The organism is Undibacterium pigrum (assembly GCF_003201815.1).
Lineage (GTDB): Bacteria > Pseudomonadota > Gammaproteobacteria > Burkholderiales > Burkholderiaceae_D > Undibacterium > Undibacterium pigrum.
On record NZ_QJKB01000004.1, the window covers coordinates 242,677 to 265,291 of the forward strand.

Here is a 22,615-nt window from a genome sequence, read left to right on the forward strand (position 1 = left end):
TAACTATTTCAATTCTGGATGATTAGTGAGTATGAAGACTAAATTACTGTTAGTAGCAATGCTTCTCTGTCTTGGCGCCTGCGATAGCACAACTTTTGATACTGCCATGCGAAGGGCAGTTCGTGAAAAACTCAAAGACCCCGATTCGGCGAAATGGGGAGAATCATATGTCTACAAAAATCGCGCCTGCCTTGAAGTCAACTCCAAAAATTCCTTTGGCGGTTATGCAGGGAAGCAGGTTGCCTGGTTAAGAACATTTGATTCTGGAACAAGCTGGTATGTCAATAAAATTGAGGAAGCCGAGTGCTTCGAAGCACCAGTAAAGAAACTTGCTGAGAATGATGAGGCTGAAAAAGTGGCTGAGGAAAAGGTGCTGGAAATACTTAAATCAAAAGCTTATAAAATCACCGCTCAAGAACTATCAATGCTGGACAAAAATAGCCCATCAACCGATAAATGTCTGTTACAAGCACAAGACGCACTGACTTCAAAGAGGCTGGCTATTCAGGCAAACGAAGTAGAAAGGTTTGCATGGGAAATGGAATATGAAAATAAGATAAAGCTTGTCATTTCTGGTGATTGTAAAAGTTAATGATAGTGCAGGCAGAACTTGCTTGAATGTTTAACCAAGTACAGATCGTTCATCATTGCTGAGTATGCAAAGTTGGGGGACGGCTGTAGTGGTGAAGTATTACATCTGAAGTGATTTATGCAGGATTTGAAACTATGCTCGCTACAAAACTGGAAGATCTTAGATCTGAACCAGTTTTACAGCGAGCATTATTTTTGTGAGTTGCAATGGCGAAAAGTGGAAATTTTTTGCTATTTAAAGCTCACGCAAAAAATCAATAATCGCTTTATTGACGACCTCAGGTTTTTCTTGTGGCACCCAATGACCACACTCAGGTATCCTTATACAGTCGCGTAACATAGGTGCCAGTGCAGGCATGTTTGCGATGACCTCTTCCATGCCTGGCATGTTCAAATCCGCATCTGCTTCACCTGCTACATATAGTGCAGGTACATTCACCTGCATTCCCGCCAGTGCAGATTGTAATTCCCAGTTTCTATCCAGATTCCTGTAGAAATTCAAGCCGCCGCGAAAGCCACTGATGGCATACGCTTTAACATATTCATCCAGATCAGCTTGTGAAAGCCATGTCGGTAAATCCAGAGGTAAAGGCAGTGATGCAAGCAAGCCTTTGGCACGCGACACCATGCTGAAGGGATTAGCTGCGGCCTGGCCTTGCTCATCACTTCCTGCTGTAGCGGATGCTGCGCAGAGTATTTTGCGTAAGGTGCTTGCGATGTCTTTTTCAAATTCCTTCTCTGCCACACCTTCATCCTGAAAGTACAGGGTATAAAATAGTTCCCCGGTCGTTTGCGGGAATAATTTTGTAGGTGGCATGGGTGGCTGCCCCATCAGCGGCACGCCGATTCCAACCACGCCGCGAAAACGGTCGGGTCGCATCAGTGCTGCCTGCCATGCCAGTGTCGCTCCCCAGTCATTTCCAACGATCACGGCGTCTTTAGCACCAAGAGTATCGAGAAGCCCGACCATATCGCCCACCAGATGCATCAAGGTATATTGATCCACCCTGGCTGGCCTGTCTGATCCACCATAGCCACGCAAGTCAGGCGCGACAGCATGATATCCGGCAGCCGCCAGTGCCGGAATCTGGTGCCTCCAGGCATAAGAAGTCTCCGGAAAACCGTGGCACAGCAAAACAAGCGGCCCCTCACCCTGTTCTGCAACATTCATAGTGATGCCGTTCGCTTGCAACTGGCGATATGTCAAGTTAGTCATAAGCACTTCATAGATGGTACGCACTGCATTCCCATTCGCGAGGGGAAGCGGTGCAGTAATTTTCTTATATTGCAATGTTTAAAGTTACGATATCATGTAAAAAAATATACTGCAACTCTATATGTTACGATATCGCATCAAGTTACTGGCAATGGACATAAAGATGAGACTCGATTACCGACTGGCGCGCATGCTACATGTGCTGATACATATCTATGGCCGCCAGGGGGCTGCTACCTCAGAAGACATTGCGAGAATGCTCAAAACCAATCCCGTCGTCGTAAGACGCACCATGTCGGGTTTGAGAAATGCCGGCTATGTACGCTCCACACAGGGGAGAGGCGGTGGCTGGGAAGTCATTGCGGATCTGAAAAAGCTCAGTGTGCTTGACATCTATCTGGCCCTTGACCGCCCTGCGATCTACGCCATGGGTGCAGCAGATGATCACCCTGATTGTCCGGTAGAACAGACAGTTACCAGTGTACTTGACCGTACTTTTATGAATGCCGAAAAAGCCTTGCTTGAAGAATTTGGCAAGCTCATGCTGTCTGATTTTATTCCGGTCAGCAAGACTTAAAAAGCCAACTGCGTTCACATGACTCCATTATTGTTGCTCGACGCCTGAACAGACGCCGTATGTGAGTTCAGTATGGCCTCCAGTCCTTCGGTGGCTGATAACTGTATAGTCTCCACCGCAGACACCTCAAACATGCGCCTCCTATGTGAAACGGAGGGGCATGTCTAAGGGGCATGATCAACAGGCCTGATTTATTCAATAGTGATGGCGGCCTGGGCTTGGTTTTAGCCCGTTGCTGCTTGCCCAGATGTATCCAGTCGACATTATCTACACAGTCAGACTCGCCGCATCCGCACGATCTTCGTGCCCTGCAAGGATGGTATCAGTCATAATGAAATTGAAAATGTGAAATCAGAACACCTGGATGCGGGGTGCAATGTGCTGTTGCATGCGATGTTAGGGAGGACTGAGGTGGTTCATTTCGGTAGCGTTAAATTTTTCATTTTATCCCAATTAATTTTCATATTTCTCAAAAATTAATTTCGTCAAATCTCTGGAAATTTATTGCGGCATTTAGAAACGAAGTTATTAAATAAAATCATTTTGAGTCCTGTCTCCGTTTCCAGTTTTTGGGTATTAGGGCTAATCCTGATGCACGTGTCCAGCGTGCTTTAGTTGCTTGAACATAGCGAGGATCGTCTTTAAAGTAAGCATGCTCTATTAAAAGAACCTGAAGACCACTTCGTGCCGCGACCTCGCTGAACAAAAAATCAATATGGTTTTTCATTGCATAAAAGTCTTCGTCATCTGAATTGATTTGAATTACGTCGCTGCCTGTCGAGTTACTTGTCGTATTTGGATCCGATTTTTCTAAATCGTCATTTTCATCAATCTCTTCATCGCTTGATCTATCATGATTAGGGAAGTATGGACGGCTAAGCTGGTCTAAGACTATTAGTCCAGGAACTGGCGAACGAGCTTTTTCGAAGTATCTTTGCAATCCGAATGCTAAGGCGATGTGGACCGCTAAATAGTTTTGATCCGAGCCGATGTCTGCCATATTAAGAATTGCTCCTTTTGGATCAGGCTCTATTAAGTTTATTTTGGGCTCACGAGATGAGAACTGTAGTTCGGCACCTAGACATGGTTCTTCTTTAGGAAGTTTTTCAAAAATTTCGGTTGCATTTCGTGAAATAACTGATTCAGCTCTTTTTAATCGTATTCGGTGACTGTCGTTGTTAATTATCGATTCTAGCTCTGAAATTTCATTGCTCAAGTCGCTCAAATCTTTGCCTGGCGTCAGTAATTTATCATCTATAGTGTTGAGAAAATAACTAACTTTTCCTCGAAAATATGCATGTACTTGCGCGAGGTCCATTAATTGTTTCGAGTCTTGAAGACTCGCCAACATTGATGCAATCCCAGCGTCTAACTTTCTTAATTCGATGCTTAAGTATTGAATTTTTTCACTTGTGGCATTTAATTGTTCATCAAGTTGGGGGCGGATTCGCTCGACTGAACTATTTTCGGAGCGGATGGTTTCAAGCGTGGCTTTTAATGCTTGTGCCGTTACAATTCCTATTTCAGTATGGGCATGACATACTGGGCACTCAGTAGGGATATCCGATAAATTTAGATGCTCAGCTATACGTAATTTTTCAAGTTGCCGACTCACTGCATTCTGATAGCCTTGTGACTCGTTAGATGCAATAGTTGTTGATTGAAAAATCCTCTTTTTTTGATTGAGCTCTGTTAATACTAAGCGGCGTTTTTCATACAATGCTTTTAAGTCACCATCAGCTGGGTATTGCAATTGTTTTGATTGATTTCCAACAGTTTCTTGAAGTAGATTTACAAGCTCCTTTTCATCAGCGTCATCAGGTATTTCAGAAATGAGTCCGATATCACGTGCTTCTGCAAGCAATATTTGAGTTCTTTGCTTTAAAAGACTTTGATTTGATCTGCGAGCTTTTTCTCTAGAGTTTTCAGTTTCAAACGCTTTGCGAAGTTGACGTAGTCGCGCCTCCGCTGCGGTAATTGAACTGTTATTTACGCCTAGAAAGAATGGGAGGGTAGCAATAATCGCTTTTGATTTTTTTGGGTCGTTTAAACCGTGTAATAAAACTGTTTCGCTATCTATTACCTCTTTGGTTACGAATAGGTACGGAGTGACATGGCGTATAGTTGCTCGCCCCAATAATTCTGAACCTTGCGGTGATTGTTTATCAGTGTCATCAATGCCAAATGCTCGCTCAAGAATCCCTTTTGCCGCTTCGACAGTTGTACGTCCTTCAAACTGTTCGATGATTTTCGGTAAAGGAAGATTTTTTCCCGAGCTTACGTACATGTGATCACTTGTGTTTTGACCAATCGGTGGAATTTTACGACAGACTATTATTTCATCTGAATTGCGAACCCATTTCATACCAACCGCTAAGCAATGACGACGGACATATATAGGAAGCACACATTTGGACGAGCCTAGGCAATAGTCAAGAGCTTTAATTACAGCCGATTTCCCTGTCCCAGACGCACCAGTAATGATATTGACTTGTCCCACATCAAGAGGGATTTCACTAAACTGGTCTTCAATTCCGAGGAAAAAAATTGTTTTTACGTTCCAACGCGTCATATCGACACTCCTAAAGCTTCCATAACCGCACGAGCGGAGCCGATGCCTGCAAACCAACTACCAATTAATCGAGCTTTCTTTAAATTTGATTCGATGGAGCTCTGTATTGCGGCTTTTGGGATGCTCTTATTCGTTGAAGAAATTGATCCATCATTATTTACCTTAAGTAATTGAATAAGACATCCGAATTGAATCGCATCAGTCGTCAAAGGCAACGTTGCATTTACCCGCTTCGCAATTCCAATTAGAATTTGAGGATTGCGATGTATCCACTCCAGCATGCCTGTACTTTTATTGGTTCCTGCAAATGTGTCAGTAAGATCGTTTGACATGACAATGGGAAGAACCGGATAGGCCAAGAGTAAAGTCGGTGCTTGATCATTGAGACTTTGGTATGATTTACAAAATGCGGCTAAAACGACAGCGCAAAATGCAGGGTTAGTCTCTGCGAACATATCATGTGCCAAAATCATGAATTTTTACCTAACAAATTTTTAAAATTTGGATGCCATCCTACCTTTAAATTAATGGCGAGAACTTGATAACTTCCTCGAATGTAGTATGGGGAGTTCCAGTTGTTCGCGAATGGCTGTACTTCTTTGTTAGCATGCTCATGTACCCAACGTAATAGCTCCAACCCGAGGCGACGTTTTTCATTTTCGTCACTGTTTTCGCAATCCTCAATCATTCGAATATGTTTATCCGACCAAGTTTCTTCTAAAATCTGATCATATTTTTGTATTCGCATTCCCATATCCAATCGTTCATTCAACCACTTATGTCGTTGGGAGCGTGCACGCCATTCTTCTCTTATTGCATATTGAAGGTCACTTTTTTTTCCATTAACTAATTCAACTTGTTTAGCCAGCATAGAGTCTGACTGATATTCGTTTGGTGGTATGGCCGTTTCGAAATCAGGTAGCAGTTCATCCCTTTCAATTTCGCCCGCGATTTCAGCTATTTTTGTTTGAACCTCTATTTTATTAATGAATTTCTCGCGCTTCCCACATAAGCTAAATATCATTTGCAAATCCCACCACTCAAGCAATTTACGTGCAATTTGCTCACGCATTTCTGGAGGAAAGTTTATGAGTAATGCCGATATTTGATTTTCTATCTCACTAATTTTTTGTGTGCCGGCACGAATACTTGTTCGTTTTAGAATTAGTTTCCGTTGATTTTCAGGTAAATTGAGGAACGTTTGACATTCTTGGAATCTATCTGCGTGCGGCAAAGGCCCTTTCTTACCAGATGACTCTGCATTTTTACGATCTGTGATAACTCTATTCGCCTCGTTAACAAGTGCGTCGTGTAGAGAGGTTCTATCTAGATTTTCATCAATCAATGCAGAAAGTAAAGAATCTTTGCCAAGTGGCGCAACAGAAACAAGTTGGAATTTCGTTTCTGTTATGACTAATCTTGGAAGAACGTCAATCCATACTTTTAATGTTTTCCAGAGTGCTTTGGATTTTATTGTTACTGGATTCGGGGCCGTTGATATAGAGTGTTTTAATTGAGTGAGTAGAGACTGGCCATTTGTACGCACTTCTACATCATCCAATTGCTCTATGCACACCGCAGCATCATCATGGGGTTGTTCTAGAAGGGCACGTAGTGCATAAAACGTTTGAAAGTAAAACCTAATGCAGCAGCTTCCGCGGAATGGTTCTGTGCGTTCGAATTCTTCATTTTTCTCCTAGGATGTGCTCTATAAGTGAATAAAGGTTTTTAAAATAAGTGCTACGTGCATTGTATTTTCTTATTATTAGTAAAAACTATCCTATCGCAGCATTCACTTTGAGGACACTCTGAATAATTCGTGCTTTAAAAAATTATCGCCAGTAGTCATGTCGAGCACGGAGAAGGAGTGCGCGCGCATTCAAAGATTTCTTGAATATATTCCCTCCGCGGGATCACATTATCCATCCTGCCTTGAGTGTGATTATATTGTCAAGTTTGTTCTGTGGTGATTTGACAAATATTAACTTCTAGCTATCCTCTACGCACTATTTTTGATCCCCGAAGGAATATAAGGAGGGCGAGGCCATATCGTCGATAACCTTTGATAAGCTTAGAGTTTTTCTTGTTTGCCGCTTAACCGTTCTTTTTCCACGTAAAACACCCAACAATCGCATCAGCAACAGCCCTGACCCGCGCAGTGCGCGCAAGGTCACCATGCATCACCAGCCATACATCGTAGCTATCCTCCCTCTCTGGCCAAAGACGGGTGAGTAGTGGATCGTTCTCTGCAAGGTGGACAGCCAGTTCTGCTATGCCCATGCCTGCACGCGTGGCTTCCAGCATCATCATGGCGCTGCTGACTTCCATGGTGACGCGGGCGTTGGCGATGGGTAGGCCGCAGATTTTTTCTGCGTGGCGGGGGACTATGCGGTGTTGGTAGGTGATGATGTCGTGGCCGTCGAGGCCCTTGCTGTCTGCTGTTACTTCGTGTTTTTCCAGGTAGGATTTTGCTGCGAACAGGCCCAGCTTGCGTTTGGTCAGGTGGCGGGCTATGAGGTCGGGGTCGGTGGGCCTGACGAGGCGCACGGCTATGTCGGCTTCGCGCCGGGTGAGGTTGCTCAGTTGTGTTGCGGTGCTCAGCACGATGCGGATATCGGGGTGGGCGGCGTGCAGCTTTTTCATGGCGGGGATGACGAAGTGGCTGGCCATGGTGTCTGACGTGGCTACGCGCACCACGCCTGAGAGGCGGTTATCTATCCCGGCGATTTCGCGTTGCAGTTTGTCGGAGGCTTTTTCCATCATCTCGGCGGCGGCCAGTGCATGCTCGCCTGCCGGTGTTGCCACATAGCCTGAAGGCGTGCGCAAGAACAGACGCGCATTCAAAGCCTGTTCCAGCGCAGCCAGCCGCCTGCCTGCGGTGGCCTGGTCGATATTGAGTGCCGCCGCTGCACTGCGCAGGGTGCCTGCTCTGTAAATCGCCAGAAAAATTCTTGTGTCGTCCCAATCCATGATTTATGAAGCCACTCCAGTGTTCACATTTGGTCAGGACTTACGCAAAATTGTCCCAGCAAGGCGCCAGCAACGACGACAGTACTTTAGTACGGCTAGGCGCTGCAACGCAGCTGGGGCGGTTTTGCGTAAGTCCTGTAGTGATGCATTTTTGCATCAGACTGCTTATCTTATGCGTATTTACTGCATCACACAAGGCAACTACCATGTTCCCAGGTTTATCGAAAAGGGATTCTCATGAGCAGGCTAAGTGGTGGGCAGGGTGGTATCAATCTGGTGCATGAATGCAAGACATTGGAGGGGGCCGTAGCAGTGACAGGCAGCCCGCGCCTGGGCAGGCTGGATGAGGCCTTGATCTTGCTGACACTGGCGCTGGGTTTCATGATGGCGATGGTGGATGTGACTTCGGTCAATATCGCATTGCCTGCGATTGCCAGCAATTTTTCTTTGCCACTGAGTCGCCTGGTGTGGGTAGTGGATGCTTATACCCTGAGTTTTGCTTCGCTCTTGCTTATTGGTGGTGCCCTGGCCGAGAGATGGGGCGCAAAGACGACTTACCAGGCTGGTTTGCTGATCTTTATCATGGCTTCGCTGTTGTGCGGCATGGCTGACAGCGGTACTTTGCTGATCATTGCGCGGTTATTGCAGGGCCTCGGGGCTGCCTTGTTCATGCCTGCCTCATTGAGCCTCATGAGCCATGTTTTCCAGGAGCAGAAGCAGCGTACAAAAATGCTGAGCATATGGTCGGCCCTGGTTGGTGTTGCCAGCGGCAGTGGCCCGTTGATAGGTGGCATGCTGGTGCAGCAGTTTGGCTGGCGCAGTATCTTCATGGTGAATATCCCGCTGGGGATATTGGGCGTGTTGATGGTAAAGAAACTGATACCCAAAGCACCTGCACACCCGAGACCGCTGTCCCTGTTCAGCCATGCATTGCTGGTCTTTGCGCTGGTTAGCCTGACTTTCATCCTGATCGAAGGCCCTGCTTATGGTTGGCAATCTGCACTCGTCCTGTGGCTGCTGGCTTGCATGTTCATCAGTGCGCTGGCGCTAATAGTGCAAGAACTGCGTGGCACTCATCCCTTGCTACCACGTGCGCTGTTTGCCAGTGCGACCTTTTCGGCTGCGAGCGGTATAGGTTTCCTGATCAGTTTTTCTACCTTTGCACAAATTTTTTTGCTGGGGATTTTCTTTCAGGATGCATTGCACATCACGGCCAGCCAGACTGGTTTGCAAATGCTGCCTATGATGTTTTCTTTCATGGTGGGTAATCTCTTGTCGGGCCAGGTTTCTGCACGGGTGGGCACGCGTTACCCGTTGTTGTTTGGCACTGCCATCGCAGCCCTGATGGCTTTGTGCATATTGCTCACTACACTGAGCTGCGATATGGCATCTGCCTTGATGATGCAGTTGCTTACCCTGTGTGTCATTGTCATGAATGTCTCGGTGGGTGTGGCTTTGCCCGCAATGACTGCCACCGTGTTGCAAGTATGTGGAGCACGCTACGCTGGCAGCGCGTCTGCCGCTGTCAATGCCAGCCGCCAGATTGGCGCACTGGTTGGCGTGGCCATCATGGGCGGGATTTTTCATGCGACAGCAGACTGGTCATGGCGCATGCCTGCGGCTTTTGCGGTGCTGTTGGGAAGTTATACTGTCGCCAGCGTGCTTGCTTATCTTTACATACCCAGGAAAGTTGTTGCAAGTGCGGGCCATAATCACGCAGGAGAATAGTAAAATCTGCTGGTTTAGAATAATAGAGAGGATGCCCAGATCGTGCAATCACGACGGGATAATTACTGTGAGTACCTGCTTATGAAAATTAAAGATTTTTTAGGGGTGGCGTTTTGTTCCACGGGCATAATTATTGGCGTCATTGGCTATCGCTTATTGGGCTTGCAATGGTACTTTGGTGCTTGTGCTTTGATTGTGACAGGCACTCTATTCATCTATAGCGCTGAACGAGACCGTAAATTGCGAAAAGCATTGGAAGATGTGCCTGGTGACTGGGGCGACAGACATTATATCTCTGGAGCCAGTTCTGCCAGTGATGCTCTGGATAGTCTGGACTTTGACGATTGAGGCGCATAGCTAACAAAGCTATTTGTGTCCGGATAAAATTTGCACCTTGTGACTAAGTCAGCGTTGTGAATTAAAAAATCAGATGTTACCCCCCCCAGTAATAGCGGCTGCAGCCGCGAATCGTCGCTATGAGTATGTAGGCAATTGTTCGCGGCTAATGTCGGCCTTACAGCAAAAGATAGTTTGCGCTTCTAATTATTCGGCAAGTCCTTAAACTTTTCATCCAGCATATCAATCAAACTGCGCACCGCTGGTCTTATCCATCGCCTTGATGGAAACACCAGGTGGACGATGCCGTGTTTCAGTGTCCAGTAGGGGATGAGCTGTACCAGACGGCCATCCTTTAATTCTTCTTCCATCATCATCACAGGCAGCGTCACGACGCCTGCGCCAGCGATGGCAGCCTGGCGTAGTGCGGTCATGTCGTCGCTGATCATGCGTGGGGTGTGGCGCATGGTCAGTAGTTCGCCTTGTTCGCCTACCAGTTGCCAAAGGTATTCTTCACGGGCGGGGCCTAGGTCCAGGCTGGGGTAGTTGGCCAGGTCTGCGGGTTGTTGTGGCGTGCCCAGCTTCTCCAGCAGGGCGGGGCTGGCGGCCAGGCACCAGCAGCGGGTGCCTAATACCTTGACGACCAGTTCGCTGTCTTCCAGCGGTGGCGGGCGCACGCGTATGGCGAGATCAAAACCTTCTGCAATGACATCGACGCGACGGTTACTGGCTTCGAGTTGCAGGGTCACGCGTGGGTGGCTGACCATGTACTCGGCCAGGATAGTGCCAACCTGGGCGTGCAGCATGGCGATGGGGCAGCTCAGGCGTATGACCCCTTGCGGTTCTGCCTTGTCCTGGTCTATGGCTTCTTGCGCTGCGCTGGCTTCGGCCAGCATGGCCTTGCAATGGCTGTAGTAAGTCTGGCCTATCTCGGTCACAGAAAAGCTGCGGGATGAACGCTGTATCAGGCGCACGCCCAGGCGTTCTTCCAGCTCTGCGATGCGGCGGCTGAGCTTGGACTTGGGTATGCCTATGGCACGCCCGGCGGGGGCGAAGCCGCGATGGTCTACCACCTGGGCAAAGTAGTAGAGGTCATTCAAGTCTGGTGGCGTGGACATCTTTCTTCCTGGTTATTATGCATAACATCGTTCTAAAAATAGAACGTTGCATCATATTTTCACCTACTACCGCCATTCTTCGCAAGAAATTAAACTTCTTTCCATCGACACCAAGCGTGTCCAACCAGCAAGGACAAGATCATGAAACAAGTTTTAGGTATCTACGGTACTAGCGGCCAACACTGGGTTGGTGATGGTTTTCCGGTGCGGACTTTGTTTTCCAATGCCAGTCTGGGGCAGCACATCAGCCCGTTTTTGATGCTGGATTACGCTGGTCCTGCACAATTCGCTCCGATGACGGGCGAACGTCAGCGCGGTGTTGGCAGCCACCCTCACCGTGGTTTTGAGACAGTGACCATTGTTTATCAGGGTGAAGTCGAGCACCGCGATTCAAGCGGGGCAGGCGGCACCATAGGCCCAGGTGATGTGCAGTGGATGACGGCAGGCGCAGGAATCTTGCATGACGAGTTTCATTCAGAAGCATTCAGCCGCACAGGCGGCACGCTGGAGATGGTGCAACTGTGGGTCAACCTGCCAGCACGCGACAAGATGACTACGCCAGGTTATCAGGGCATTTTGAACAGGGATATCCCTGTAGTGGACTTGCCAGGCGATGCAGGGTGCCTGCGGGTGATTGCCGGTAGCTATGCCGCTAATAATGGGCCTGCACATACGCACACGCCTATGGATGTTTGGGATATGCGGCTGAACCAGGGCAGGGCCACGCCCCTGAATTTGCAGGCGGGTCGCACAGCCATGCTGGTGGTCTTGCAAGGCACAGTCAGGGTGAATGGTCAGCAGGTGGCCGGGCCTGCGCAGATGGTCTTGCTGGACAAGGGTGGTGAACATGTGCTGTTACAGCCTGAATCAGATGCGCATGTGCTGCTCTTGAGTGGTGAGCCTATTGATGAACCAGTAGTGGCGCATGGCCCATTTGTGATGAATACAACTGCCGAGATAGACCAGGCTTTTACGGATTTCAGAAGCGGCCAGTTCGGCAGGATTGCGCAATAAAAAATTTTTGTACTTGGGCAGACCTGCCCACTTTTTTGAGGAAGATGAAATGAGTAAAGAAATTAGAAGCGATCTCTACAAACGTTTGAATAAAGATGATGCAGTGGTGCTGCTGGTGGATCACCAGACTGGTTTACTGTCGCTGGTGCGCGATATCCAGCCTGACCAGTTCAAGAACAATGTGCTGGCGCTGGCCGATGTGGCGAAGTATTTTAATTTGCCGACGATATTGACCACGAGTTTTGAAGATGGCCCGAATGGCCCGCTGGTGCCAGAACTGCGTGAGATTTTCCCGGACGCGCCTTTCATCGCCCGTCCAGGGCAGATCAATGCCTGGGACAATGAAGAGTTTGTGGCCGCTGTCAAGGCAACAGGCCGCAAACAGATCATCATCGCCGGTGTCGTGACGGAGGTGTGTGTGGCTTTCCCTGCCTTGTCGGCCCTGGGTGAGGGTTACGAAGTGTTTGTGGTGACGGATGCCTCAGGTACTTTCAACGATATCACCCGCAACTCTGCCCTGCAACGCATGCAGGCAGCAGGTGCGCAGTTGACGAGCTGGTTTGCGGTTGCCGGTGAATTGCACCGTGACTGGAGGAATGATGTGATCGGTCTGGGTACACTGTTCTCGAATCATATTCCTGATTACCGGAATCTGATCAATAGTTATATCAGGGCGAGTGCCAGCAAATAAGGTTTTGAAACATTAAATCTGCTTGCATGAACATCAAGGGCTTCCGCAGGGAGGCCCTTGATCAAAGAAAATGCATGCGAAACCTAAAATCACACATAGGCATGGATATCAAATTCATCGATCTGATCCGGATTCATAAACTGTCTGCCGTATTCCAGATAGGCACCTGATTTCAAAAACAGCCCGAATAATTCTGCGTCTATATGCTGGTCTTTTTTCATGAAGCTCATGATCTTGATGGCTTCTGACAGGGTCTTGCCTTTCTTGTAGGGGCGGTCGGCGGCGGTCAGGGCTTCGAAGATATCGGCGATCGCCATCATGCGGGCAGGGATACTCATTTGTTCGGCGTTCAGGCGTTTTGGGTAGCCTGTGCCATCCATTTTTTCATGATGGCCACCAGCGATTTCCGGCACTTTGGCGAGGTGACGCGGGAAGGGCAGTTTTTCCAGCATCATGATGGTTTGTATCATGTGCTCATTGATCTTGTAGCGTTCTTCTTCTGACAGGGTGCCACGTGCCACGGTGAGGTTATACACTTCGCCACGGTTGTACAGGTTTTCTGGCACCTTGACCTTGAAGCCCCAGGGGTTGTCTGGTGCGATGGTATCGCGTGGCGACCTTGTGAAGATGTGTTCAACTTTGTCGCTCAACAGTTGCTCTTGCACTGGCAGCGTGGGTTCTGTTGTGCGGTTTTTGCGCTCTTTTTCATCGTGGGAAATGCCTATGCGGTCAGACAGTGTTCTTAGCCAGTGGCGGCCGGCGATATCCTGTATGCGGGCGATCTTGTCGGGTGCCATGAATTCGCCGCCTTCATTGCATTCGGCGATGAAGGCGAAATCACTGTCGAGCTGGGCGATGGTGTCGTCGAGTTTTTTCTTGAGTTCTGCGGCATCATTGCCAGCATCATCCTTAGCCACGGCTTGCCAGTAATCGATTTGCGCATCGCGTTTCAAGACCTCGAAACGCATGCGTATTTCATGGATGCGGTCATACAGGGTTTCGAGTTTTGTCGCTTTGTCGACGATGTATTCTGGCGTAGTGACTTTGCCGCAGTCATGCAGCCAGGCGGCGATGTGCAGTTCTTCCCATTCTTCATCGCTGAGCTGGAAGCTGGCAAACGGGCCTTCGGTTTCCTTGCAGGCAGCCTGTGCCAGTAATTTTGTCAGTAGCGGTACGCGCTGACAATGGCCGCCGGTGTAGGGGCTTTTGGCATCGATGGCGCTGGCGATCAGTTGTATGAAGGCTTCCAGCAGGGCCTTTTGCTCCTGTATCAGGCGCTGGTTTTCTATGGCGACTGCGGCCGCGCCAGACACTGCCTCGGCCATGGCTTGCCTGCCTGGGTCTATGTTTGCATCGTCGATGACCAGGGCGATAGCACCGACCAGGGTGTTGTTCCTGTCTTTTAAAGGGATGGCGATCAGGGTGGTGGTGTGGTCGGTGGCAGGCAGTGCGCTGAAGTAGAGCGCCAAGTCTGTTGCCTGCAACTGGCAAATACTGCTGCGTGATTTGCAGGCTTGTATGACGGGATGGTTTTCATCTGCCATGCTGATGCTTTGCTTGCTGGTTTCCAGCACCTCGTGATCGACATAGGCTTGCACCACTTGCATGGCTTTGTCTTTTGGCTGGTAGAGGTAGAGGATGCCGGATTTTGCCTCGGTGATTTCTGACATTTCTTTCAATACCCGCGCCAGCAATTTATCGTAATTGGTTTCTGATGCAAGGCTGCTGGCGATATCAAGGAAGGAGCGTATGGTGGCCTTCATGCCGCGCATGGAGTTACTGAGGTCGGCAATTTCCTTGATGCGTGACTGGATATTGATGGGGCTCTTGAAATCGAAGCGGGCGATCTTGCTGGCTTCGTCATTCAATTGTTTCAGCGGCTTGGATGCAAGGCGAGAGAAATAGACAGTCAGGGCCAGGCCTATGACCAGCAAGAGGGCAAACAGGGCTATGCTTTGCCTGCGCATCTTGATGACACCTGCGAGCAGCTCATCATGAGGGCTGGCAATCAGTATGCGCAGGTCCTGGCCACCGGGGATTTGTATATTGCCCTGATAAGTTGCCCAGGTCTTGCCTATCATGTCCAGAGCCTGGCTACTCTGGCCACCAGCATCAGCCAAGTCGTTTATTTTATTGAGTACCGGTGCATCTTGCTCTTTCAAGGTAGGCATGCTTTGCGTGCCATCCAGGCGCGTGGCAATTTGTGGTTTGTAGATAGTCTGTTTGCCATTTTGCCAGGCCAGTAACTGGCCCTTGCGGTCTATCAGCGCCATTCTGGTGGATGGGGTGATGCTGCTGTTCCTGATGGTTTCATGAATGGTTGGCAATTCTATGTCTATGCCTACGACTGCATCAGCATCAACGATTTTTTGTGCATAGGTGACGCCTATCTGGCCGGTGGTGAAAAAGTAATAGGGTTCGGATACATGGGCCTGGCTGGGTGTTTTCATGGCGGTTTCATACCAGCCGCGCACGCGGGGGTCATAGTTACGCAGGGGAACAGGCTGGCGTTCGATTTCATTGAGCCTGTCATCCAGATAGACTACATGCTCCTGCAATTTACCTGCATCCAGGCTGGTGCTTTGCACTATCCAGGCTGTTTTTTCTGGTGCCTTGAAAATGCCCTTGCTGCCATTGGACTTGGCATACTGACGCAAAAGAAAAAATTCTCCATTGGCAAAACCGACATAGGCAGAGGTAGCAGATTTGACGCTGATGATGGCCTTGGCCAGATAATTGACATGGGTCAGGCGTTCGTTCAGGTTCTTGCCTGAGATGGGGTGTGACTGCGCCAGAATTTCAGTCTGGTTACGGACTGGCTCATAGATGTCTTTGACATTGCTGGCAACTTCATTGCCTATCAGGGCATAGCTGGTGTTGGCCTGGGCCAGGATGATTTTACTCATGCGCATGAACAACACTGTGCCCATGGCAATGGCAAAGATGAGTATCAGGCCTGTGAAAAAATAAGAGATGTAAATGTGAAAATGAACATTTTTCCTGATGCGCATGAATGACCCGCCTGAGTTTATCTGCTGCAAGATGAGAGTGCATTTTTGAAATGCCTTTAAGGCAATCCCATGGTAGAGCTTTCTTTACAATAGCGCAATTGAAAACCTTACATGTGCGTTTTGCGACACTGGCGGGCGGTCTAGGTTTATAGGCGTCTTGCCAGAGCCACTGTCTTGTCTATCCATTTCTGCCTTTGCGCTGGCTGCGAATTGATGACCGGCCCAAGGCTCAGTGTGCTCACAGGTTTGATACCGCAGAACTCAAGGACAGTACGCTTCATTTGATGTATGCCCGGCGCACGGTAATACAGGCCAAAAAACCAGGGTGGTGTATCCATGGTGATCAGCAAATGGGCTGAGCGGCCTTTCAACAAGCCTTCAGGAAAGCTTTTGCCGGGATGGTATTTAAACGCAAAGCCTGGCAGCAAGACACGATCCAGAAATCCCTTCAATAGTGCAGGCACGCCTCCCCACCAGATGGGAAAGACAAAGCAAAGGTGCTCGGCCCATAGCAGGGACTCCTGTGCCATTTGCAGATCGGCCTCCAGAGGCTGTATGACTTTATAGGCTTGATGCAAGATGGGATCAAACACCAACTGATCCAGCCTTAATATCTGCACATCATGTCCTGCTGTGCGGGCTGCCTGCACGTAGATGTCGGCGAGATCAGAACCAAAACTATTGCCGCTGGGATGGCTGGCAATGACTAACACACGTTTTTTTTGCATACTGTATCCAAATTGATGAACCTGGCTACAGTGTGCACCTTGCCCCTAGGGGCAGAGTCAAGCTATATCAATCTACATGTTGATTGACAGGGAAACTGGTGCAGGCAGCTTGTTGTGCTGTAAGTTGCGCCTGCAGGCAGTCGTGGATTTCTGCCTGCATTTGCAGCAGGCAGGCATCAAGCGCATGAAGTTTTTTAATTTCAGTTTTCACGACTGCACGCTTTTCGTGCAAATGCTGGGCTATCAATGCCCAGTCTGGTTCTCCATGCGCTGCATGAAGCATGGGTGCCAGTTCTGACAGGCGAAAGCCCAGGCTTTGCGCTTGCCTTATCAACTGCACCTGCAAGACATTTCTCTCTGTATAAATCCGGTATTTCCCCAGACGTTGCACCTGACCAAGCAAGCCCAGGTTTTCATACAGGCGTATGGCTTTTGCCGAGGCGTTTGCCAGGCGCGCGAGTTCTCCTATATACATCCGTGCTCCTGTCTTATATGGGGATTCAGGTATTGATGGGTAAATCGATGTAAAACCTGGTTGCTTGCCCTGGCATGGATTCAAAACCTATATCACCGCCCATTCTTTCTACCAGCTCACGGGTGATGGCCAGACCTAGCCCGGTGCCACCATTCTGGCGGGTGTCGGAAGAATCAGCCTGGGCAAATTTCTGGAATATCCTGTCGCGGAATTCATGCGGGATGCCAACACCATGGTCGATGACACTGATGCGTACTTTCTTGCCCCTTTGTCCTGCTTCTATCTGGACCACATCATTTTCAGGAGAATATTTGATGGCATTTGACAACAAGTTAGACAAGACTTGCATGAAGCGCTGGGTATCGACGGTGATGTTCAGTGCCGGGACAGGTTTTGATAAGCGCAGGGATACGCCGCGTGCAGTACCAAAGGTCTGGTTAGACTCCACTGCCTGATGCAGCAGCTCGCTGAGTTTGCTTGTCTCCAGGCGAAACACCATTTTCCCGGCGCTGAGTTTTTCCATATCCAGCAAATCATTGATGAGGAAAGTCAAGCGCTGGCAATTTTTATTGGCGACATCAATCATCTGCTTCATGCGGTCTGAATAACTGCCAAATACACCGCCAGAAATCAAGCCCAGTGCACCGGAAATCGAAGTCAATGGCGTGCGCAATTCATGGCTGACCGTGGAAATGAATTCATTCTTGATTTTTTCTGTGCGCTTGCGTTCAGTGATGTCACGCATGAGTGCAATGAACAGGGGTTTGCCCTGACGGCTGAGCGTGGAGACTGACAAATCCAGCGGGAACTTGCTGCCATCCTTACGGCTTGCCTCGACTTCAAGGCTGGTGCCTATGATGCTCTGTATGACGGATATATCCTGCTGCTGGGTATCGTGATCTCCATCTTCAGTCGTATTGGGAATGAGCAGGCGCATATTCTTGCCGGGCAATTCATCCGCATCATAATCAAAAATATGGACGGCGGCATTGTTCGCACTGAGGATATGATAGTCTTCATCAAAGGTGATAATGCCGTCGAGCACATTGTCCAGTATGGCGCTGGTATGCGCAGCCTGGTCGCGCAGCTTTTCTTCTGCGGCTCTTCTTTCGCTGATATCCTGGAAAGTACCATACACACGTACGCAGACACCGTCTTCAAATTGCGGGAAGCCAACGACGTGTACCCAGCGTTCATGTCCAAGTGCACTGAGGATGCGGAACTCAGTATCAAAGGAAGCACCTTCACGCACCGCCCTGATGAACAAGTCGCGAATTCTTTGCTGGCTTTCTTCACCCTTGTAAAAGGCGATGGCGCTATCGACAGTGCAGTCATAATCGTCATCTACATCATGGATTTGCCGGGTCACTTTACTCCAGTGCAGTCTGCGTGACTTGACTTCAAAATCCCAGGTGCCTATGCGGGCAGCGGCATTGGACTTTTCCAGCAATTCATAAGTATGTGCGAGCTCCGCCTCGGCTGCTTTTTGCTTGGTGATGTCGGCGTGGCTGCCTGACATGATCAGTGGCTCGCCATTTGGCCCCCAGCTGACGACACAGCCGCGGTCATGTATCCAGATCCAGTGGCCATCCTTGTGGCGCATGCGGCTCTTGAGATCAAAGTATTCGATTTCACCCCTGAAATGCTGCTCTATCATGCCGCTGGTGATTTTCAGATCTTCCGGATGGCATAGATTGAGCCAGGTATCAACCGTGGTGGGTTCCAGTTCTGCCAGGGTATAGCCCAGCATCTCTGCCCAGCGTTCGTTATAGATGGTTTCGCCAGTGAGAATATTGCATTCCCAGGTACCGATATTGGTGCCCTTGATGACATTGGCCAACTGGCGCTCGGTTTCGCGCCTTTGCTTTTGCACGCGTGCAGCACTGATCAACTGGCCCAGGGTGCTGAACAAGGGGTTTAAAAATTCGCGGATGTGCTGATCATATCCCTCGCTTCTGTTGGCGATGCCAACCAGGGCGATCAGTTCACCATCATATTGCACGGGGATGCACAGGAAACTGTGCAATGCCTCGAAATGTGCAGGGAAAACCTGGTCCAGTGCATCTGCAGGCAGGGCATTGTCGATGACTGAGCGGGCCGCCTGGAGCGCACTGCCATATCTGGATTTCAGTTGCAGGCAGGCGGCATCTCTCGCTTCTGTTTCCAGGCTGATGCTGCTGATGTGTTCTGTTGCGGTGTTCCAGGCCAGCATCATGCTTTTCAGGGCAGGGTTGCTGGCACTTTTGTTTTTGACTTCGCAAATAAAGCCATAGGCACTATTCGTCAGTTTCAGGATTGCGGCCAGCAGCGATACAAAGCCTTTTTCCTGGTCGGTTTCGCGTATGAATAAAGCCTGGGCCATGGCAATGGCATCACTGAGGGCGCGTTGTCTTTGCAACTGCCGGTCCAGTTCCTGTCTTTTCATGACGCCGCTGACCCAGTCTGCCAGCAGGCGTACAAATTCTGTTTCCACGTCAGAAAACGGGAATAGTCTGGGCTGGGTATGCCAGATACTCAGCGCGGCATCTTCCTTGTCATTGATATGCAGGCGCAAGCCTATGAAACTTTGCACGCCATATTCTGCGAAGCAGTCTTGCTGGCGGTATACACTTTCTGCCAGATTGGCGGCATGGATGAGGCCCTGGCTTGCGGCTGTGGGCAGGTGAACTGGCCTGGCTTGCATACTCCCGGGCATGGGTGTTCCAGATTGATATAGCAGTGCTTCTTTCCCGTTATTTTGCAAGCGGCTTATCTGCCCATGTGTCATGCCCAGATAGTCGCAGGCCATGGTCAGGGTTTGTTGCAAAGCGGTGTCCGGGTCCTGGTAGGACAGGGAGGTGATGGTGGTCAGGGCCAGCAAGGCATGATGCTGCCTTTGTTGTTCTTCGCGGAAAAATTCACGTTCCACACAATCGGCAAGATCGCGCAAGGCATGTAAATCCTGCTTGCTCAGTGTTCTGGGTTCACTGCCGACGATGCACAGGGTACCAAGTCGCTGGCCATTGCGCGCATGCAAAGGCGCACCCGCATAAAAACGTACATGCGGCTCCTGGCACACCATGGGGTTGTCGGCAAAACGCGGGTCTTTGCTGGCATCTGCCACATGCAGGATGTCCGGGCTGAGTATGGCGTGGCCGCAAAAAGAGATATTCCGCGGGGTTTCAATGGCATCCAGACCCTGTTTGGATTTGAACCATTGACGGTCAGCATCAATCAGGGAAATCAGTGCCATGTCGGCCTGGAACATATGGCGGGCCAGCCGGGTCAGGCGGTCAAAGCGTTCTTCGGCAGGTGTGTCAAGGATGGCGCAGGCATGCAGGGTTTGCAGGCGTAGTGCTTCATCAACAGGAAACGCAGGTGCTTGCATAGGCCTAATGAGTCGACAGGCTGGCCAGCCATTTTTGCAAGGGTTCACCATACAGGGGCTTGCTGGCAAAATAGCCTTGCATGGAATCACAGCCAAGCTGGCGCAGGCTTTCCCGTTCGGCGGCGGTTTCTATGCCTTCGGCAATCACGCTCAAGCCCAGGCCATGGCCCATTTCTATAATGGCTTTTACCAGCCCCTGAGTAGCAGGCAGTTTGTCGATGTCAGTGACAAAGCTGCGGTCTATCTTCAGTTCACTGACGGGCAGGCGTTGCAAGTAAGAGAGGGAAGAATAACCAGTACCAAAATCATCGATGGACAAATCCAGGCCTATGGCACGCAGGCGGTTCAGCAACTCTATGGTGCTGCCGGGGTCTTCCATGATGCCGCTCTCGGTAATTTCGAGCTTCAACAGTTTGGGGTTGAGATCATACTGGCGCAATAGTGCCGCTATCTGGTCAGGGAAACTGGTGTCGCGTAAATCATGGGTGCTGACATTGACAGCAATGGTCTGGCCGGGATATTTGTCTTGCCAGTTCTTGAGGGTGACGATGGCTTGCTCCAGCATCCACATCGTCAGCATGCCGATATAACCGGTACGTTCGGCAAAGGGCACGAACTCTGCGGGGGAAATAAACCCACGTACAGGATGTTGCCAGCGTACCAGTGCCTCAAAACCGTAGGCTTTGCCTGTTGTCAGGGATAGTTTGGGTTGCAGCCACATCTGCAATTCTGATTCCCTGACTGCAGAACGCAAATCAGACAAGAGGCTGAGGTGGGTCAGGCGCGATGCTTCCTGTGCATCGGTATACCAGGCAGATGCATTGGCGCTGCGTTTGGCTGCATACAGGGCGACTTCGGCGTTTCTGGCCAGGGTCATCAGGGGCAGGGGAGTGCCAGCGGTGATGGCAAAGCCATATACCAGGCTGACATCGACTGAATGGCTGCCGCATTTGACGGGAGCGGCCATGGCGGCATCGATGCGCTGATGCAAGTCTTCAATACTGGCTTTGGAACTGTCAGCACAAAGTATCGCAAATGCACCACCAGCCAGCCTGGCCAGCCAGGGCTTGCCTGTATTACTACCGTTATCGATCACTTTCCTGAGGCGTAAAGCTATATCCGAGATGACCGTATCACCCGTATCAAAACCCAGGGTCTCATTGATGACTTTCAGGCGTGCCAGGTCCATGAGGATGAAACCCTGATGCGGCAAGCCCTGGCCTTCATGCGTTTTCAGTAGCAGGGTGCGGTTGGGCAAACCAGTCAGGCTATCGTAATACGCCAGCCGCTCCACGGTTTGTTCGCGTATGCCTATGGCCTCGGCCATGGTGTTGAGTGCCTCACCCACTCTTGCCACTTCTTCTGTTTTACTGGGGATGAAGCGGGTCTGGTAATCGCCCCTGGCAATCTGCCGGGCACTGGCTTCCAGCCGCGCCAGTGGTTTGACGACACTGCGGGTAGTCAGCCAGGCCAGTATGGCTGCCATGATAACGCCCAGGACGGACAGGATTGCGACCAGCATGCCGGTTCTTTCCAGTTCCTGCTGTGCTTGTGCCTGCTGGGCCAGGATCAGCTCTTGCTCGCGCTTGAGGAAACTTTTTGATTGATCCAGCAAGGCATCGAGTGCTGGTTTTACCTGTTTGATGAAACTGGCTTTGGCTGCTTCCTGGCCTTCTTCTTCCAACTGGTTGACGGTATCCAGGTAATATTTATTATAAACACTGCGTTTTTCCTTGAGGAGCTTCAGGCTTTTTAACTGTTCATCATCGCTGAGCAAGGCTTCCAGGGACGCGATCAGGCGATCAATCTGGCGGTTTTTTTCATCAACGATGGTGTATTCAGGCACACGTTGCTCATAAGGAACAGTGAGAAATTGCAACAAGGCCCGGCCTACATTTTCTGTGGAGATACTCAGTTCTTGTACATACAAGAGACTTTGCACTTCTTTGCGGACAAATTTGTCATTGCGCGCAGTCATGTTGCGAATTTGTGAAATTGGCAACAATAAAACGATGCTGAATAAAATCAACAGCAAACCATAGCTGATGGCCAGCCGCACACCGATACGGCGCAAGCGCAGGAACTTGGTCAGGCGGTCGAGGCTGTCAGGCATATTCAGGTTTCAAGTTTGCAAAAAGAGCCAAGTTTGAGTGATGATGAAAAAGTAAAGCACAGGCGAGGTGGCAAGCCTTATGTTAATGCACTATTAACAGCGAGGGCA

Annotated in this window: 17 protein-coding genes; 6 read left to right on the top strand and 11 right to left on the bottom strand. The window is 49.7% G+C overall.

Annotated features, from left to right (window positions below):
• Window positions 1–31 precede the first annotated feature (31 nt).
• Window positions 32–592 (top strand): hypothetical protein, encoded by a 561-nt coding sequence (locus DFR42_RS14730; RefSeq protein WP_110255753.1) that lies wholly within the window; start codon window positions 32–34, stop codon window positions 590–592.
• A gap of 234 nt (window positions 593–826) precedes the next feature.
• Here DFR42_RS14730 and DFR42_RS14735 read toward each other — a convergent pair whose 3' ends face one another.
• Window positions 827–1,807, bottom strand: a complete 981-nt coding sequence (locus tag DFR42_RS14735; RefSeq protein WP_110255754.1) for an alpha/beta fold hydrolase — start codon at window positions 1,805–1,807, stop codon at window positions 827–829.
• Between the two features lie 163 nt (window positions 1,808–1,970).
• Between DFR42_RS14735 and DFR42_RS14740 the strand changes: the two genes are divergently transcribed.
• Complete coding sequence (locus DFR42_RS14740; protein ID WP_110255894.1) at window positions 1,971–2,384, top strand: Rrf2 family transcriptional regulator; 414 nt, start codon at window positions 1,971–1,973, stop codon at window positions 2,382–2,384.
• A 538-nt stretch (window positions 2,385–2,922) separates the two neighbouring features.
• On the opposite strand, the gene DFR42_RS14750 is transcribed toward DFR42_RS14740, so the two are convergent.
• The 4 genes from DFR42_RS14750 to DFR42_RS14765 form a co-directional block, all read right to left on the bottom strand.
• On the bottom strand, window positions 2,923–4,956 hold the full coding sequence (locus tag DFR42_RS14750) for a DUF3732 domain-containing protein (RefSeq protein WP_110255755.1): 2,034 nt from the start codon (window positions 4,954–4,956) through the stop codon (window positions 2,923–2,925).
• Window positions 4,953–5,429, bottom strand: coding sequence for a three component ABC system middle component (locus tag DFR42_RS14755; protein WP_110255756.1), 477 nt, complete (start codon window positions 5,427–5,429; stop codon window positions 4,953–4,955). The genes DFR42_RS14750 and DFR42_RS14755 overlap by 4 nt, the downstream gene beginning before the upstream one ends.
• Window positions 5,426–6,517, bottom strand: a complete 1,092-nt coding sequence (locus DFR42_RS14760) for an ABC-three component system protein (RefSeq protein WP_110255757.1) — start codon at window positions 6,515–6,517, stop codon at window positions 5,426–5,428. Before DFR42_RS14760 ends, DFR42_RS14755 begins: the two co-directional genes overlap by 4 nt.
• A 533-nt stretch (window positions 6,518–7,050) precedes the next feature.
• Window positions 7,051–7,926, bottom strand: coding sequence for a LysR family transcriptional regulator (locus DFR42_RS14765; RefSeq protein ID WP_110255758.1), 876 nt, complete (start codon window positions 7,924–7,926; stop codon window positions 7,051–7,053).
• 237 nt (window positions 7,927–8,163) lie between these two features.
• On the opposite strand from DFR42_RS14765, the gene DFR42_RS14770 reads away from it, so the two are divergent.
• Window positions 8,164–9,654, top strand: coding sequence for an MFS transporter (locus DFR42_RS14770; RefSeq protein WP_110255759.1), 1,491 nt, complete (start codon window positions 8,164–8,166; stop codon window positions 9,652–9,654).
• Between the two features lie 81 nt (window positions 9,655–9,735).
• Window positions 9,736–10,002 (top strand): hypothetical protein, encoded by a 267-nt coding sequence (locus DFR42_RS14775; protein WP_110255760.1) that lies wholly within the window; start codon window positions 9,736–9,738, stop codon window positions 10,000–10,002.
• A gap of 191 nt (window positions 10,003–10,193) precedes the next feature.
• On the opposite strand, the gene DFR42_RS14780 is transcribed toward DFR42_RS14775, so the two are convergent.
• Window positions 10,194–11,108: a LysR family transcriptional regulator gene (locus DFR42_RS14780; protein ID WP_110255761.1), complete on the bottom strand. Its 915-nt coding sequence runs from the start codon at window positions 11,106–11,108 to the stop codon at window positions 10,194–10,196.
• A gap of 141 nt (window positions 11,109–11,249) precedes the next feature.
• On the opposite strand from DFR42_RS14780, the gene DFR42_RS14785 reads away from it, so the two are divergent.
• Together DFR42_RS14785 and ycaC are read left to right on the top strand one after the other, a co-directional pair.
• Window positions 11,250–12,122: a pirin family protein gene (locus DFR42_RS14785; protein ID WP_110255762.1), complete on the top strand. Its 873-nt coding sequence runs from the start codon at window positions 11,250–11,252 to the stop codon at window positions 12,120–12,122.
• Between the two features lie 49 nt (window positions 12,123–12,171).
• Window positions 12,172–12,813 carry an isochorismate family cysteine hydrolase YcaC gene (ycaC, locus tag DFR42_RS14790; RefSeq protein WP_110255895.1) on the top strand — a complete coding sequence of 214 codons (642 nt, stop codon included), beginning with the start codon at window positions 12,172–12,174 and terminating at the stop codon, window positions 12,811–12,813.
• Between the two features lie 89 nt (window positions 12,814–12,902).
• On the opposite strand, the gene DFR42_RS14795 is transcribed toward ycaC, so the two are convergent.
• The 5 genes from DFR42_RS14795 to DFR42_RS14815 form a co-directional block, all read right to left on the bottom strand.
• The gene (locus tag DFR42_RS14795) at window positions 12,903–15,824 is read right to left on the bottom strand and encodes an HD domain-containing phosphohydrolase (protein ID WP_110255763.1); all 2,922 of its coding nucleotides are present in this window, start codon (window positions 15,822–15,824) and stop codon (window positions 12,903–12,905) included.
• A gap of 146 nt (window positions 15,825–15,970) precedes the next feature.
• The gene (locus tag DFR42_RS14800) at window positions 15,971–16,552 is read right to left on the bottom strand and encodes an NAD(P)H-dependent oxidoreductase (RefSeq protein WP_110255764.1); all 582 of its coding nucleotides are present in this window, start codon (window positions 16,550–16,552) and stop codon (window positions 15,971–15,973) included.
• A 67-nt stretch (window positions 16,553–16,619) separates the two neighbouring features.
• Entirely contained in the window at window positions 16,620–17,027 is a 408-nt protein-coding gene (locus tag DFR42_RS14805; protein WP_110255765.1) for a MerR family transcriptional regulator, read from the bottom strand.
• A 25-nt stretch (window positions 17,028–17,052) separates the two neighbouring features.
• On the bottom strand, window positions 17,053–20,394 hold the full coding sequence (locus DFR42_RS14810) for a PAS domain S-box protein (RefSeq protein ID WP_110255766.1): 3,342 nt from the start codon (window positions 20,392–20,394) through the stop codon (window positions 17,053–17,055).
• A 4-nt stretch (window positions 20,395–20,398) separates the two neighbouring features.
• The gene (locus tag DFR42_RS14815) at window positions 20,399–22,507 is read right to left on the bottom strand and encodes a putative bifunctional diguanylate cyclase/phosphodiesterase (protein ID WP_110255767.1); all 2,109 of its coding nucleotides are present in this window, start codon (window positions 22,505–22,507) and stop codon (window positions 20,399–20,401) included.
• Window positions 22,508–22,615 lie beyond the last annotated feature (108 nt).

What these genes read in the sequence shown, in the direction of transcription:
- DFR42_RS14730 (WP_110255753.1), top strand. Translation starts at nt 32, where the DNA reads ATGAAGACTAAATTACTGTTAGTAGCAATGCTTCTCTGTCTTGGCGCC.
- DFR42_RS14735 (WP_110255754.1), bottom strand. Translation starts at nt 1,807, where the DNA reads ATGACTAACTTGACATATCGCCAGTTGCAAGCGAACGGCATCACTATG.
- DFR42_RS14740 (WP_110255894.1), top strand. Translation starts at nt 1,971, where the DNA reads ATGAGACTCGATTACCGACTGGCGCGCATGCTACATGTGCTGATACAT.
- DFR42_RS14750 (WP_110255755.1), bottom strand. Translation starts at nt 4,956, where the DNA reads ATGACGCGTTGGAACGTAAAAACAATTTTTTTCCTCGGAATTGAAGAC.
- DFR42_RS14755 (WP_110255756.1), bottom strand. Translation starts at nt 5,429, where the DNA reads ATGATTTTGGCACATGATATGTTCGCAGAGACTAACCCTGCATTTTGC.
- DFR42_RS14765 (WP_110255758.1), bottom strand. Translation starts at nt 7,926, where the DNA reads ATGGATTGGGACGACACAAGAATTTTTCTGGCGATTTACAGAGCAGGC.
- DFR42_RS14770 (WP_110255759.1), top strand. Translation starts at nt 8,164, where the DNA reads ATGAGCAGGCTAAGTGGTGGGCAGGGTGGTATCAATCTGGTGCATGAA.
- DFR42_RS14775 (WP_110255760.1), top strand. Translation starts at nt 9,736, where the DNA reads ATGAAAATTAAAGATTTTTTAGGGGTGGCGTTTTGTTCCACGGGCATA.
- DFR42_RS14780 (WP_110255761.1), bottom strand. Translation starts at nt 11,108, where the DNA reads ATGTCCACGCCACCAGACTTGAATGACCTCTACTACTTTGCCCAGGTG.
- DFR42_RS14785 (WP_110255762.1), top strand. Translation starts at nt 11,250, where the DNA reads ATGAAACAAGTTTTAGGTATCTACGGTACTAGCGGCCAACACTGGGTT.
- ycaC (WP_110255895.1), top strand. Translation starts at nt 12,172, where the DNA reads ATGAGTAAAGAAATTAGAAGCGATCTCTACAAACGTTTGAATAAAGAT.
- DFR42_RS14795 (WP_110255763.1), bottom strand. Translation starts at nt 15,824, where the DNA reads ATGCGCATCAGGAAAAATGTTCATTTTCACATTTACATCTCTTATTTT.
- DFR42_RS14800 (WP_110255764.1), bottom strand. Translation starts at nt 16,552, where the DNA reads ATGCAAAAAAAACGTGTGTTAGTCATTGCCAGCCATCCCAGCGGCAAT.
- DFR42_RS14805 (WP_110255765.1), bottom strand. Translation starts at nt 17,027, where the DNA reads ATGTATATAGGAGAACTCGCGCGCCTGGCAAACGCCTCGGCAAAAGCC.
- DFR42_RS14810 (WP_110255766.1), bottom strand. Translation starts at nt 20,394, where the DNA reads ATGCAAGCACCTGCGTTTCCTGTTGATGAAGCACTACGCCTGCAAACC.
- DFR42_RS14815 (WP_110255767.1), bottom strand. Translation starts at nt 22,507, where the DNA reads ATGCCTGACAGCCTCGACCGCCTGACCAAGTTCCTGCGCTTGCGCCGT.